The organism is Nitrosopumilus oxyclinae, assembly GCF_013407165.1.
Taxonomy (GTDB): domain Archaea; phylum Thermoproteota; class Nitrososphaeria; order Nitrososphaerales; family Nitrosopumilaceae; genus Nitrosopumilus; species Nitrosopumilus oxyclinae.
The window spans coordinates 1,151,011-1,164,922 of sequence record NZ_CP026994.1 but is presented as its reverse complement, the minus strand read 5'-3'; the positions used below and the strand labels follow the sequence as shown (position 1 = coordinate 1,164,922).

At 35.1% G+C, this 13,912-nt stretch carries 17 protein-coding genes; 6 read left to right on the top strand and 11 right to left on the bottom strand.

What is annotated here, in order from left to right; all coding sequences use genetic code 11:
* Window positions 1-35: 35 nt before the first annotated feature.
* From C5F49_RS06960 to C5F49_RS06950, 3 genes are all read left to right on the top strand, one after another.
* Complete coding sequence (locus C5F49_RS06960) at window positions 36-500, top strand: GTP-dependent dephospho-CoA kinase family protein (RefSeq protein ID WP_179362276.1); 465 nt, start codon at window positions 36-38, stop codon at window positions 498-500.
* Between the two features lie 154 nt (window positions 501-654).
* Window positions 655-1,032, top strand: a complete 378-nt coding sequence (locus C5F49_RS06955; RefSeq protein ID WP_179362275.1) for a hypothetical protein — start codon at window positions 655-657, stop codon at window positions 1,030-1,032.
* A 35-nt stretch (window positions 1,033-1,067) separates the two neighbouring features.
* Window positions 1,068-3,107, top strand: a complete 2,040-nt coding sequence (locus C5F49_RS06950) for a sodium-translocating pyrophosphatase (RefSeq protein ID WP_179362274.1) — start codon at window positions 1,068-1,070, stop codon at window positions 3,105-3,107.
* Between the two features lie 117 nt (window positions 3,108-3,224).
* Here C5F49_RS06950 and C5F49_RS06945 read toward each other — a convergent pair whose 3' ends face one another.
* The 3 genes from C5F49_RS06945 to C5F49_RS06935 all read right to left on the bottom strand — a co-directional run bounded on the left by C5F49_RS06945 (window position 3,225) and on the right by C5F49_RS06935 (window position 4,032).
* Window positions 3,225-3,380: a hypothetical protein gene (locus C5F49_RS06945; protein WP_179362273.1), complete on the bottom strand. Its 156-nt coding sequence runs from the start codon at window positions 3,378-3,380 to the stop codon at window positions 3,225-3,227.
* A gap of 124 nt (window positions 3,381-3,504) precedes the next feature.
* A complete protein-coding gene (locus C5F49_RS06940; RefSeq protein WP_179362272.1) occupies window positions 3,505-3,717 on the bottom strand; it encodes a hypothetical protein in 213 nt (70 codons plus the stop codon).
* 57 nt (window positions 3,718-3,774) lie between these two features.
* The gene (locus C5F49_RS06935; protein ID WP_179362271.1) at window positions 3,775-4,032 is read right to left on the bottom strand and encodes a DUF2024 family protein; all 258 of its coding nucleotides are present in this window, start codon (window positions 4,030-4,032) and stop codon (window positions 3,775-3,777) included.
* Window positions 4,033-4,080: 48 nt separating this feature from the next.
* Here C5F49_RS06935 and C5F49_RS06930 point away from each other — a divergent pair, with 48 nt between their 5' ends.
* Window positions 4,081-4,467, top strand: a complete 387-nt coding sequence (locus C5F49_RS06930) for a cyclophilin-like fold protein (RefSeq protein ID WP_179362270.1) — start codon at window positions 4,081-4,083, stop codon at window positions 4,465-4,467.
* Between the two features lie 91 nt (window positions 4,468-4,558).
* Here C5F49_RS06930 and C5F49_RS06925 read toward each other — a convergent pair whose 3' ends face one another.
* The 3 genes from C5F49_RS06925 to C5F49_RS06915 form a co-directional block, all read right to left on the bottom strand.
* Window positions 4,559-5,032 (bottom strand): hypothetical protein, encoded by a 474-nt coding sequence (locus tag C5F49_RS06925; protein ID WP_179362269.1) that lies wholly within the window; start codon window positions 5,030-5,032, stop codon window positions 4,559-4,561.
* A gap of 97 nt (window positions 5,033-5,129) precedes the next feature.
* On the bottom strand, window positions 5,130-5,519 hold the full coding sequence (locus C5F49_RS06920) for a M67 family metallopeptidase (protein WP_179362268.1): 390 nt from the start codon (window positions 5,517-5,519) through the stop codon (window positions 5,130-5,132).
* A 2-nt stretch (window positions 5,520-5,521) separates the two neighbouring features.
* The gene (locus C5F49_RS06915) at window positions 5,522-6,616 is read right to left on the bottom strand and encodes a plastocyanin/azurin family copper-binding protein (RefSeq protein WP_179362267.1); all 1,095 of its coding nucleotides are present in this window, start codon (window positions 6,614-6,616) and stop codon (window positions 5,522-5,524) included.
* A 95-nt stretch (window positions 6,617-6,711) separates the two neighbouring features.
* On the opposite strand from C5F49_RS06915, the gene C5F49_RS06910 reads away from it, so the two are divergent.
* Complete coding sequence (locus C5F49_RS06910; protein ID WP_179362266.1) at window positions 6,712-7,599, top strand: heme o synthase; 888 nt, start codon at window positions 6,712-6,714, stop codon at window positions 7,597-7,599.
* A 3-nt stretch (window positions 7,600-7,602) separates the two neighbouring features.
* On the opposite strand, the gene C5F49_RS06905 is transcribed toward C5F49_RS06910, so the two are convergent.
* Genes C5F49_RS06905 through C5F49_RS06885 form a run of 5 tightly spaced genes read right to left on the bottom strand, consistent with a single transcriptional unit; the run spans window position 7,603 to window position 11,738 of the window.
* A complete protein-coding gene (locus C5F49_RS06905) occupies window positions 7,603-7,899 on the bottom strand; it encodes a hypothetical protein (protein ID WP_179362265.1) in 297 nt (98 codons plus the stop codon).
* A gap of 3 nt (window positions 7,900-7,902) precedes the next feature.
* Window positions 7,903-10,071 (bottom strand): CDC48 family AAA ATPase, encoded by a 2,169-nt coding sequence (locus C5F49_RS06900; RefSeq protein ID WP_179362264.1) that lies wholly within the window; start codon window positions 10,069-10,071, stop codon window positions 7,903-7,905.
* 8 nt (window positions 10,072-10,079) lie between these two features.
* Window positions 10,080-10,361 (bottom strand): elongation factor 1-beta, encoded by a 282-nt coding sequence (locus C5F49_RS06895; protein WP_179362263.1) that lies wholly within the window; start codon window positions 10,359-10,361, stop codon window positions 10,080-10,082.
* A gap of 4 nt (window positions 10,362-10,365) precedes the next feature.
* On the bottom strand, window positions 10,366-10,572 hold the full coding sequence (locus tag C5F49_RS06890; protein WP_179362262.1) for a zinc finger domain-containing protein: 207 nt from the start codon (window positions 10,570-10,572) through the stop codon (window positions 10,366-10,368).
* Window positions 10,573-10,601: 29 nt separating this feature from the next.
* A complete protein-coding gene (locus C5F49_RS06885) occupies window positions 10,602-11,738 on the bottom strand; it encodes an NAD(P)/FAD-dependent oxidoreductase (protein ID WP_179362261.1) in 1,137 nt (378 codons plus the stop codon).
* 235 nt (window positions 11,739-11,973) lie between these two features.
* On the opposite strand from C5F49_RS06885, the gene C5F49_RS06880 reads away from it, so the two are divergent.
* Window positions 11,974-13,899 (top strand): hypothetical protein, encoded by a 1,926-nt coding sequence (locus C5F49_RS06880; RefSeq protein ID WP_179362260.1) that lies wholly within the window; start codon window positions 11,974-11,976, stop codon window positions 13,897-13,899.
* Window positions 13,900-13,912: the final 13 nt, after the last annotated feature.

The following is a 13,912-nucleotide window of genomic DNA, read 5'->3' as shown; positions in this document are numbered from 1 at the left end:
TTCCTGTGAAATTACCTACTTCATTAAGAGAACAAATGAAAACTCCTCTAGGGGTACTCTTACCTGAAAGTCAAGCTGATAAATCACATATTCAAAAATATCTTTCTGAGGATTCGTATGTCATTACTATAGGGGATAGAACTACAGAAAAAATGATTAATTTTGATTTGATTCCGTCATTACAAATTATTGATGGATTAGAAAAAAGAGAAAAAAGAGAACCTCCTAAACTAGAAAATGCAACTGAATTGACTGTTGATAACCCTGCAGCTGAAATTACTTCAGAAAGTATTACTGTGATCAAAAAGGCTTTCACTCTGCAAACACCTGTGAGACTTTTAGTTGATGGAGAGGAAGACTTGCTTGTTTTACCTGTATGTATTCATGCACCTGAAAATGCGGTTGTTTTGTATGGTCAGCCAAACGAAGGGCTAGTAATAGTGCAAATAACTCCAGAAATAAGAAATAGAGTACAAACACTACTTGATTTAATGGAATAATCGGGGTGTGATGAGACGGTGGCTGTATGATATTGATGATTACCCCACTATTACCTCTGACCCTATTAATTCATAATTAGCCAAATCAAAATACACTAAATTTCATACAACAATTGACATTTGAAGATAAACACTGATTTGATGATGTATTGTTGTGAAATTAGATCCTGAACTTTCGTTGCAAATTTTAGAAAAAGTTGGAATTTACTCTAATCGTTTTTCAATTCCTGAGCCTAAAATTCTCTTAACTACCAAAGAGGTATTGGACGCTCCAAAAGAAATGACTGAAGGTAGGAGAACATCTGCTTACAAGTATTATGGAGTTTCATATCTTCAGCATAATCTTGTATTCATCAATGTAAGAAAAATCCCTGATGAGAAGAATTTGGAAAATACTATAGTTCATGAATTAATTCACATGAGATTCCCATATCTTGCTCATGGGAAAAGATTCAACAAATTAGTACGACAAGGACTTAGAGGAAAAGAATTTCCTCCATATCGAAAAAGAAGTAAGATCTCTGCTATTTGATTTATATTTACTAGGATTTGGCAAGCGAGTATACGATGGAAATAGCTGAAATTCTGCCCTTTATCGCAGGTATTGCATCATTTTTAGTTGCAGGTGGTTTGGTGGCATGGATTGTCAAACAACCAGCAGGAACAAAAGAGATGATGGATATTTCCAACGCAGTCAAAGAAGGCGCTTCTGCATTTCTAAAAAGAGAAATGAAAATAATTGTTCCAGTTGCTATCGCACTATCTTTGATTATTGGTATCTTCTTAACTCCGTCAAACGGAATTGCATTTGCTGTAGGTGCAGCACTTTCTGCAGTTGCAGGAATTATTTCATTAAAAATTACAGTAAAAGCAGCAGTTAGAGCTGCAAATCTTAGTGGAAGTGGGCTTGGACAAACATTTGCCATGGCCTTTAGAGGTGGAGCAACAGTAGGTTTAGCAGTTCCTGCAATGGCACTTTTAGCAATTACTGGACTTTATCTTATTTTCCCTGACCCAATTACCATTGCAGGAGTTGGAATTGGAGCAAGCTTAATTGCATTATTCATTAGAATTGGTGGCGGTATTTTTACAAAAGCTGCAGATATGGGTGCTGATTTGGTAGGAAAAGTTGAAGCAAATATTCCTGAAGATGATCCTAGAAATCCTGCAACTATTGCAGATAACGTAGGAGATAATGTTGGCGATGCCGCAGGAATGGGCTCTGATGTTTATGAATCTTATATTGTTACAATTCTTGCAGCATTACTCATTGCAGCATTAATTGGCGCACCAAACTTTTTCCTTTATCCTATCTTGATTGGTTCATCTGGAATGATTGCATCCATTATTGGTGTAGTGATAGTTGGTTCTAAAAATATCACAGATGTAATGAAACCACTTAATCGTTCATTTTATGTTTCAGCTGCAATTGCAATTGGACTCAACTATGTCTTTATTACACAATTCATTGGAGATTCTCCAGCATCATATGCACTATTTGGCTCAACTGTCATTGGAGTACTTTTAGTTCCAGTGATTCAGAAAATTACAGATTACTATACTAGTTACAAACAGAAACCAGTTATTGAAATTGCAGAGTCTGCAAAATGGGGATATGCATCATTAACATTAATGGGAATTATCAAAGGAATGCAATCTACAGGACCATTTATGATTGCTTTAGTTGTTGCAATTATTCTCTCTTACAGTATCGCATCAGGTGCAGCACCTGAAGGTTCAGATCCAGTACTTTATGGAATATTTGGAACTGCAATGACTGCTATGGCTATGTTAAGTCTGGCAGGAATTGTTCTTAGTATCGATGCATTTGGTCCAATTGCAGATAATGCAGGTGGAATTGTTGAAATGACTGGAATGGGTGAAGAAAATCGTAAAGTTACTGATGAAATTGATGCTGTTGGAAATACAACTAAAGCCGTCACCAAAGGCTTTGCAATTGCTAGTGCTGCATTAGCTGCATTGGCTATGATTCAAGCATTTCAGTTTGAAGCAGCACATGTCTTTGAAGGTGTACTAGATTTAGATTATAGTTTAACAAATCCTGCAATTATAGTTGGATTACTCATTGGTGGATTAATCCCATTTATCATTACAGGTCAACTAATTAATGGTGTATCACGTGCTGCAGGAAAAATGGTTGATGAAGTTAGACGTCAATTCAAAGCAGATTCTGGAATTCTTGCAGGAACATCAAAACCTGATTATGCTAAATGTGTAGATATTGCTACAGTTGCATCAATTAAAGAACTGTGGAAACCAGCTATTGTTGCAATTCTTGCCCCAATCATCTTAGGTATCTTGTTAGGTCCAACTGCAGTAGCTGGATTACTAATGGGTGCAGTAGTCACTGGAATTTTACTAGCATACCACTTGGCAAATACTGGTGGTGCATGGGATAATGCAAAGAAACTAGTTGAAATGAGAGGAGAGAAAGGCTCTGAAGTTCACAAAGTTGCAGTAGTTGGAGATATTATTGGTGATCCTTACAAAGACACTGCAGGTCCAGCACTTAACACTGTCATTAAACTACTAAACACAATTGCAATTGTATTCGTATCTGCATTTGTTGCAATTATTGCAATCTAACCCATAAAATTTCTTATTCTAATCTCTAACAATTCAATACTCTCTGTCTTTGTTATGGTTTGGGTTTTGTCAAATCAGATTAATTCAACATACACAAGAAAATGTATTGTTAATTGATTATTCTTGATAATGGACTAGCAAAGTTTTCTCCATAACTGGATGAACAGCTATGATTTTGTCTTTTTTTTCTGCTAGAAAATCATTTACGACATCCTGAAGAAAAACCCCTGCCTTTAATTCATTAGCGTCAAAATATTTTATTTTATGAACCATGTAAAATAGAAAGTAAAACGAGGATATAACAATGATGAATGGATAAACAAACTCTTTAAGCAAAATCAGCGTAATAACAGTAACGTAGTGGTGTGAGTTTGCATATCTGTAAAGAAGGACTGAATTAACTACTCAGATACGTGGAACTAATTGCCTTATCCTCAACAATTAACGTCATGTCTAATTCATCGATTTGAGCTTGAATTGCTTTTTTTAAAGTGACATTATGTGTCTCACAGAATTTGAAATAGTTGTCAGCGGTTTGGAAACATCCACAAATCCACTTTGTTTTCTTGTCTCCCTCAACTGTCCATTTTGAGTATTTGTTTTCAGACATGGTTATTCTATGTAGACTGATCTAAAAAATATGTCTTTTAATAAAAAGGAAAAATGATTAAGGACAGCCTTCCATCTTTTGAATGAAGTAGCCTTTTTCCTTAATTGCCTGTTCAACAGGTTCTGGTGCTCCTTGTGAGTGGCAGAATTGACATTCATTTGTAGTCATCTCTGCATCTCCCTCACCGACTGATTGTAACCACTCTTTGCCATATGTGATGGCTTTATCGTGGTCTTTTTCACCAGTAATTACATCAAAGTGCATGGTGTGACCATCTTTTGCTTTGACATAAGTGTCGTATACGTGAATTTCCATGAATGTAATTGAAAAAAGGGATATTTAATTCAAAGATCATCAATATTTATGAAATATTCAGTTGTAATTGAAATTCCAAACTCTTCAAACATCCTTTTAGAATTAGATGATGCTAATTCTCCAAATACTGTTAATGACTTTGTTTCAAAGTTACCATTTACAGTAGATCTTAATGTTTGGGGCGATGAAATTTACACATCAAAATCTCCCATATCTCAACCTGAAGAAAATGCAAAGTCTCCAGTTGATCTAAATGATGTTGCATACTGGCCAACAGGCAAAGCAATCTGTTTGTTTTATGGGCCTACTCCTATTGGAAATCCTGGAGAAATAACTCCTGCATCTCCTGTTAACATCATTGGAAAAATTATTTCTCCTGATAAATCAATTCTAAATGATATTCATAGTGAGAGTGCTTTGTTTCGTAAAACATAATCAATAATATTCCCTTATGTCAAGTTGCTTTTGTATTTTTTTACCAATAGTTTCTTCTAGAATTTTATCTATTTGTTAGGTTTGATTTTTATCATTTAATATCTTGAATGTCACTTCCAACTGGATAAATTGTATGAAAATTATCCAATTTATAAAAATCATCATTATTGATTTCATTTAAATTTATTTTTTGTTTTGCTTTAACTTCTTCTAAATATACTAATGCAGAGAATAAAATATGATTTCTTGAAATTCCGTGAGATGTATTTTTGTCATTCTCCATTCTTTGCTCAAGAGCTGATGGGGTTTCATCAATTAATGGCTCTGCTGGCATCCAGTTTACCCATGTAGGATATTTTCTTGTATCTTTATACTCAAAATCAAATCCTACCATATTGAATTCTTTATTTTTGGATTTTTTTATTAGGTCCTTTTGCTCAATACATAAATCACAAAAAATTGTATCTGTTTCTCCCGGCATTACTGCACTTCCATATGCTGTCTGAATTGATATTGTAAATCCTACCATAATTAGAATTATCAAAACTTTTTGCATAATTCCCATTTTTGGGAAATAACATAACTTTCAGTATGTCTTTTGACGAAAGAACACCTCGAACCCTGTGTGTCATAGTTTGACACACTATTTTTGGAGCCTAGAATTATTCTATAATCGGAATTTCAATTATATCTGATTCAAGAATAAATGCTCTGAAATTTTTATTGATTCCTGAGTAAATTACCCACACTACTGGGTTACTTTGCATGAATTTTTTATCTGTGTTTGAGGGGTAGGCATCTGACTGTGGATGTGAGTGAAATATGCCTATCACATCCATTTTTTTCCCCTCTGCAATGCTATACCCTTCAATTAATTGATTGTTTGAAATTGTAAAGTTTACAGAAGATTTTTCAATATTTTCTGTTAAAAAAAGATCCAAGACCGTACCCTCTTTACCAAACAATAACGCACATGATTCATTTGGTTTTTGATTTTCTGAAAATTCTTCTAGGATTTTTTTATCTTGTTGTGATAATTTGATTTTCTGCAAATCTATTCTACGTTAACAGTTCCAATCATCCATGGGTGTAAAATACAATAGTAATCATAACTCCCTGCATCACTAAACGTAAACTCGTACGTATCACCTGCAGATAAAATGTCTGAGTCAAATACTCCATCAGCTCCGTTGTTTGGTGTACCTGATGTTGCAGTATGCATTGTGTTATCTACGTTATCCCAAATTACCGTAGTTCCAGCTGAAATTTCTAAAATTTCTGGATCATAGTATATTTGTCCGTCTTCAGGAATTGCTGCTCCTTGAGGAATTATTACTTTGGTTGGTTCTTTTGCAGCTTCAATAACTATGGATGCCACCATCCAAGGATGTACAATACACAAGTATTCATATTCACCTATCTCTAAATTGCTTGTATCTAGTGTGTATATTTCACCTGCACTCATTAAACTAGAATCAAATGTTTCTCCATAGTCTACTGCACTTGTTACAGTATGCGCTGCTGCATCTGCATTAGTCCATTCAATTATGTATCCTTGTGTAACTACTGCTACATCTGGTGAATAATCTGGATTTCCTTCTTGAGCTGAATCTTCAAGAATTTCAATTGCAAATATTGGACCTGATGGTGTAAGATCTTCTGCTGGTTCATCAACACCTACTTGTTGAGGAATCATGTATGTGTCAGGAGATGAGAAAATTCCAAATGATATCCACATGATAATTCCAGTAGCTGCTGCCATTGAAACAATTGCTCCAATTGGTTTTGCTACAGCTGGGTGTTTCATATACAGATATGAAATTATAATTGCAGGAAATGCAATTGCCATTAAAATTCCGGCTATTGTAACTGTATAGTTTGATGTATTCAATACCATCGCATACATTCCAAATCCTAATGATATTGATAAAATCACCAAAGTTGTGGCTTTGGCTCTATTACTTGTTGAAACCCCTCCATCTAAGATACCTGCTGCTAGGAAAATTAATCCAACAAACATGGTAAGGCCAGTAAGTGCGTGCATTCCATCGATGAATGTATGTGCGATGCCTGCATACGATAATGTAAGACCAGCTAATCCTATAGCTGTTAGTCCCATTCCTGGCATCATGAGGTCCCAATTACTCATTTAAGATAGCTGATAGGACTGAGATACTTATTCCTTGCGAAATCATATGGATCTAGACGAAGAAATTAAATGGCTTTGGAATAGGATAGAGTGAATTGGGATTTAATGAAATACTGGAGATATCCAAACCCCGAATTGTGGTTCTTTTAGTAATTACTGCAGTTACATCCATGTATGCTGCAAGTAAGCTAGTTCCAGGTGTTCCTGAACTAGATTATTGGTCATATTTGCATATTATTATTGCAGGCGCTTTGGCATCTGCTGGCTCTAGTGCACTAAACCACTATTATGATAAAGACATTGATCCTAAAATGACTCGAACTAGTACTAGACCTATTCCTTCTGGAAAGATGGCAGCATCTAATGTTTTGATATATGGATTGGCTGTAAGTTGCATCTCTGTAATTTATGGTTACTTTGCATTGAATGCAGTTTCTGCATTTTTTATTGCAGTGGGAATTTTTTCATATGTTGTAATATACACAGTTTGGCTAAAACGAAGACACACATCCAATATTGTTATTGGAGGTATTGCTGGTAGTGCCGCAGCTTGGGCTGGATGGGCAGCAGCTACTGGTAGTATGGATTTACTAGGTTTCTTAGTTGGATTTTTGGTTTTTGTTTGGACCCCTTCTCACTTTTGGTGTCTTGCAATGAAGATCAAAGATGAATATGCAAAAGCCGAAGTCCCAATGCTTCCTGTTGTGATTGGAATGCAAAAAACTTCAAAATTTATTTTAGGTAATACATTAATTTTAATTCCATATTCATTAATACTTTCATTTATTCCAGATGGATTAGGAATTGTTTATACTGTTATTGCAATAGTTTCTGGGGCATTGATGTTGGTATATCATTATAAATTAACAAAGAATCCTACATCTGAATTTGCATGGAAAGCATACAAAGTAACTGCTCCGTATCTTACAATAATTTTCGTAGCTGTTGCATTAGATGCAGCATTTCATTTCCCGTTATTTTAAAATTTATTTATCTACGCCTGGGAAACTAGCTTCGTAATCACTTTCCATAGTTTCCTTTACCTGAGCTTCATGCTTGTCAATTGTTTTCTCAACTGCAACAACTTCAATTCTACGCTCCTCTTTGGTAATCCATGAGACTGTGATTAATCCCAGTATCTCCAAGTCTAGTAGAATTTTATTGAATCTGTCCTCTGCAATTACATGCCCGTCTTTTGCAAGACTCTTGAAAAGCTCAACATCTGTTAAACGATTTGCTTCCTTAATCTTATCAAATACTGTATTTCTTATTGGTATTGCCATTTTTTATCCGTAGAATGATTTATCCCCTGACTTTGGTACCACGTTAGATATACTTTCCTTTACAGTGTTGTACCATTGGTCTACCTCTTTTGTGATTGATGGTCTAATTTGCTTTAAACTATTTGCAAAGTCATGACTTGAAATCTTTGGTGAGTTATTTCTCATTGCTTCAACTGCTGCTTCTCTGCATAATGCTGCCAAATCTGCACCTGAATAATTTTGAGTAGCTACTGCAATCTCTTGCAATTTTACATCGTTTGCCAATGGCATTTTTCTTGTTAAAATTTTGATAATCTCTAATCTTCCTTTTTCATCTGGTGGAGATACATAAAGCACCAAATCTAATCTTCCTGTTCTAAGTAACGAGTTATCTAAAACATCTGGACGATTTGTAATTCCAATAACTACCACTCTTGATGAGCTACCTTCTTCAATTTCTGTTAGTAGTTGACTTAGAATTGTTTCACCAGTTCCACCTTCCCCTGACTTGAAGCGTGCAATGGAATCTAGTTCATCAAATATTACTACACATGGTGATGATGATTTGGCTTTTCTAAAAATTTCTCTTACTGCTTTTTCAGACTCTCCTAGCCATTTGGAGAGGATTTCAGGACCTCTAACCAAGATCATATTGGCTCCAGTCTCAGTAGCTAAAGCTCTTGCAAGCAGTGTTTTTCCACAACCTGGTGGGCCATAAATTAAAGCACCTTTTGGTGGCTTTATCCCCATCTTTGTAAATTTACTGGGCTCTTTCATGGCCATTATGAGATTATCTGTAAGTGATTTTTTAATATCATCTAATCCTCCAACGTCTTGCCACCATACTTTTGGTCTCTCGACGTAGAATTCTCTCATTGCTGTAGGGACAACTTCATGCATTGCATCGTAAAAATCAATTAGTTTAATCTGCATTGATTGTAGTACTTCAGACGGAATTTTTTCAGTCTCAAGATCTATTTCTGGAAGATATCTTCTGATTGATTTTAGTGCGGCTTCTCTACATAGTGATTTGATATCAGCTCCAGTATACCCGTGCAATTCTGATGACAGATCTTTGAGATCAACATCATCACTAATTGGCATTGATCTTGTGTGAATTTCAAGAATCTCAAATCTCTCATCCTCATTTGGGACTGAAATCTCAAACTCTCTGTCAAATCTACCTGGTCTTCTAAGGGCGGGATCTACACTATCTGGTCTGTTTGTAGCTCCTAAAACAATTACATTTCCTCTATCATTGAGACCATCCATTAATGCCAATAGTTGTGCAACAACTCTTTTTTCTACATCTCCGTATGCTTCCTCTCTTTTTGGTGCAATGGCATCAATTTCATCTATGAAAATTATGCTTGGTGAATTGTCTTTTGCTTCTTTGAAAATATCTCTTAGTTTTGCTTCTGTCTCTCCATAATACTTGTTCATTATTTCTGGACCGTTAATTGGAAACATGTTTGCCTCTGATTCACTTGCCATAACTTTTGCAAGTAGTGTTTTTCCACAACCTGGTGGTCCATAAAGTAAAATTCCGCTATGTGGCTCAATTCCTAATCGTACAAATAATTCTGGATGTTTTAATGGAAGTTCCACAATTTCTCGCATTGCTTTTACTTCACGTCTTAAACCTCCTACCTCTTCGTATGTTACTCTGACTTTTCTATCCACTGATGTCTCAGTTGATATGCTAAGGTTTGTAGTACGGTCTATCTTTACTACCCCTTTTGGAGATGTCTTTGAAATTTTAAAATCAATAGAGTTTCCTAAAATCATAACTGAGATTTCATCTCCATGAGTAATTGGCAATCCTTTCAATCTATTTTTTACAAAGTCTGTAAACTCTTTGTCAACTGTAACTGTATCATTTAATGGTGTCAATGAAACTGTTTTTGCAAACTTTGATGTTACTTTTCTAATTTTTACAAAGTCATTTAATGATGCACCAACATTTTTTCTTGTTTGTCCATCCACTCTGATAATATCTGGTAGTTTCTCGTCTTCATCTACTGGCCAGACAACAGCACAACTGGATCTTGAACCCATCACCTCGACAATATCTCCTGGTGTTACTTTGAGAAAATCCATAGCTTCAGGACCAATTCGAGCACGTTTCTTTCCTACGTCTCGTTGTTTTGCTTCTCCAATCCTCATCTGCAAAGGTTCTTCTTTGCGTGCCAAAAAATCACCTATTTCATGTCAACTGACATTCTACTCATGTTGAGAACTTCAAACTCACTTACCCCGTCAGTTGATCTAATTGCGTTCTCTAGAGCGTCGCTTTGACCTTCTTTATCTTCTAAAACAAATTCTGCTTTGATACACTCTAAACCAAATGCTAATGGCTCTTTTGCATGCCTTTTCATTGACATTCCTTCTGGTAATGTTGTTTTGATGGTTTCAGCCAATTTATCTAAATCAATTTCCATACCCTTTGGAAGAATTTTTGTTACAAATAGTAATTGAGTCATTTCTCTATGGTCCCTGAAAGTTACATGAGGAACAAGTATAGTTTCTTGCTGCTTCTCTGCAACTTTGACATCTCCAAATTAAATCTGCACCACAATTAGGACAATTGAATTTTACACATTTATCATTAGGCATAATTGGTCTATGACAGCAACTACATGTTGGTAATGATATGGTAGATGATGACATACCACGATTTTCTTCAAACATCATTTATACCTTCCTTGAAAATTATGCGTATTCTAACTGAGTAGTTTTTTGATTTCTCCACCAATTAGAGTTTGAGCAGTTTTAATCGATCCCTTTAATCCTAATAATTTTATGATTGAACTTGTATGAAAATCAAAATCATCTTTTTCTGAAATATCTTTGATAATTTCTGGTGTAATTGATTCAAATAATTTGTTGATTGTATTGTTATCTACTCGCTCTAGAATTTTTCTTGCCAAGAGTTGTTTTTCAAATTCTTTGCCAAATCTTGCAGTCCATTTTTTTTGATATTGCTCCAAGTCTGCTTTGTTGTTTGTTTTCAAAAATTCTGATATTGCTTGTCCTGCGTATACTCCTCCCATTCCGCTTGTGAATATGCCTCCTGCAGTTGTTGGTTTTGCTTGCCCTGCAGCATCTCCAATAATTACCGTTTTACCTTCTACAAATTTTTTGATGGGGCCTTTAATCCAGATTGGTGCATAAATTTTCCTAATGGTTGAATACTCTCCTTTCTCTTTGAGAATTTTCTCTAGTGATTCAGATACGTTAATTCCTTTACCTGCAACTCCGACTTTACCTTTGCCTTCTCCTGATGGAATAATCCATGCAAAAAACCCTGGATATTTTTCTTGGTCAAAAATTACTTCTACTTTGCCTTTCTTTATCCAGTCTGCATAGATTTCGTATTGAGCTGATGATAAAATTCCTGTTCTATCTTTATGAATTAATGATGAAACTCCTCTGGCATCAACAAATATTTTACAATTGATCTTTTCATTATTAGTTCTAATTCCAGTATCTGTGATCTCTTGGAAACTGGTTCGGACTTTGATGATTGCACCATTTTTTTGAGCTTGAAAGGCAATCTGTTTGTCTAGTTCTCTTCTACTGATTTCAATTACTTTCTGTTTTGCAGAGTTTATTTCAAAACTAGTACCGTTTGGTGCTGTAATTTCTGCTGATTCTATAGCATGATCAAATGTTTTTCTAAATGGAATGACTCCGAGTTCTTCTAATCCTGATAAACTGACTAGTCCACCGCAATGCTCGGGAGTGCCAATCTCATAATCCTCCTCAATTACTAGAACAGTGTTTCCATTTCTGGCAATCTCTCTTGCGCAAAGTAGACCTGCAACACTTCCCCCGGCAATTACTACATCAAAATTCATAAATTTTTTGCCTGTGTCAGTTATTTAACTTGATTTTTTAATCGATCTATTTCTCCCTCTATACTTTGGAGAAATCCCTCACACTCATACTCTCATAACTATTCCCAAATTTGGAACATTGCATGTTAGTATTTATCTAAAATTCTCCAATAATATGTGAATAGAATATGAAATTTACAAAGTCCTTTCGAGGTTTACTAGCAGATACTGAATTTTGTATATGGGGGAATGAGTCTTGACTTTTTTTAGAGTAGGATGTGTTTTACTTGTATTGTTTTTGACTCCGTTGTTTGTCTTTCCAATTTATGATGCATATGCTTTATTTGAAAATCCATCATCAATCACATTTGAACAAAGGAAAAGGATCTACGTTCCGGCTTCAAGTGGTGCAACAGATGTACTTACAATTCCACCTATTTCTATAGGTACGCAAACAGATCGTTTGCTTGTAGCAAGCATTGCTTTGGATAATCAGGGTAGTAATGGAGATATTTCAGTATCTTATGTACAATTTCAAGGTGGGGTAGGTTGTGGTGTTGCTGCAAATTCACAAAATTTTACTAGTGCAGCTATTGCTAATAATGCAGGAAACGCTAGAAGTGAGATATGGTATTTAGTTAATCCTCCAGAAAATGAGACATGTAATGTTATTATTAAATTAGATAATCAAATTGGAAATACTGTGCCAGGTGCAAGTGCAGTTGCTCGTGCTGTATTTTTTTCTGGTGTACATCAAGGTGTATCTATTGATGGACAATTTAGTAATACTGGTGGTCCCTCAACCATTCCAACTGTCAATAAAGTTCCAAATCCCACCAATAGCTCACAAATAATTATTGACACCGTATCTACAACTATTGATGAAGAACCAGTAACCACTATACTTGGCCAAAATCAAATACGGATAAACAAACAGACATTCAGTGGAGTAAATCCATTTAATTCTGATTGGAGTTCTGCTTACTCTTATCAAAATGGTACAAGTGCAGATGTTGCAATGTCTTATTCTACCACTTCAAATTCAAATTGGGCAATTAGTGGAATTGTTATAAATTCTTGTGATATTGGTTCATCCTGTACTGTTGTATCTAGTTCTAGTTCTAGTTCTAGTTCTGGTGATGAAAATGGTTCTTGTCGTGGTGATTGTAGCCCTCCAACACTAGGAATTGACAAAAACAATAAGCGAGTCGTAAGTAACGGCTTTGCATTTAACAAAAATCCTGTTGATGCCGAATTATACTATACCCCCTATCCTCTGATTACAGCTTATGTTGGTGAAGAAAATGCCATTGATCTTCGTATTTATGAAAACGATGGACCAAGTAACCTTGCACATGTAGCAGTCGCATTTGGTTTGGGTAATGGTGAAACATTTGGTCAAAGTAATGCAATGATTAATTGGGATAGATCTTTTGATGGTAAAGAAACTGTGTCTCTTATTGATCCATACAATGTTTTAGCTAATGTTACTGTAAATGTCACTGAAGTAGACTGTGATGATATTGGCAGCAAATGTAATCATGTTACTGTTTACCATACTTTTAGAGCACCATTAGAATTTAACATGGTAGCAACTAATATCTGGGATCATGATAGAAACGCATGGCAGAATTACTTTAACCATGGTCTACAAGTTGTAGGGGAATCTCTAAACCCTCCAAATATTCATAGTGGCATTTACAAAGGAAAAATCTACCAATTGACTGAAGTTGAAAAGAACAAGTCAGTTGACGATGATGGTAATACTTGGACCTTTGATTATGGAATTTGGAATAAAGATTATGTCGATACTAAAAAAGCAGATCGTCAATTAGTTAATCCTGAAAAAATTTGGGCTATTAATCATGTTCTAAAAGAATATTCTATTGGTGATTCTTCTGATGCATCCACCCATGATAGATACCATGACCAGTTTTCAATCCAAAAAGAATATCAAATTATACTTGCTGAAAGTTTACTTGAAGAGATATGTCCAAAATGTTTTGATGATGAATTTGAGGAGATAGATAATATTTCATATTATGACTTTGATGTTTCAATTAAAAGAACTGATGATCCTGAATTTGCTAACTCTATGAAATTAGAATCAGAGAAGGCTGAATTCCTCTTGGAAGAGATGATAAATTCATTTTATCCTGGACGAGTCTTTGAAGAAGAATAATCTTAACTGATTT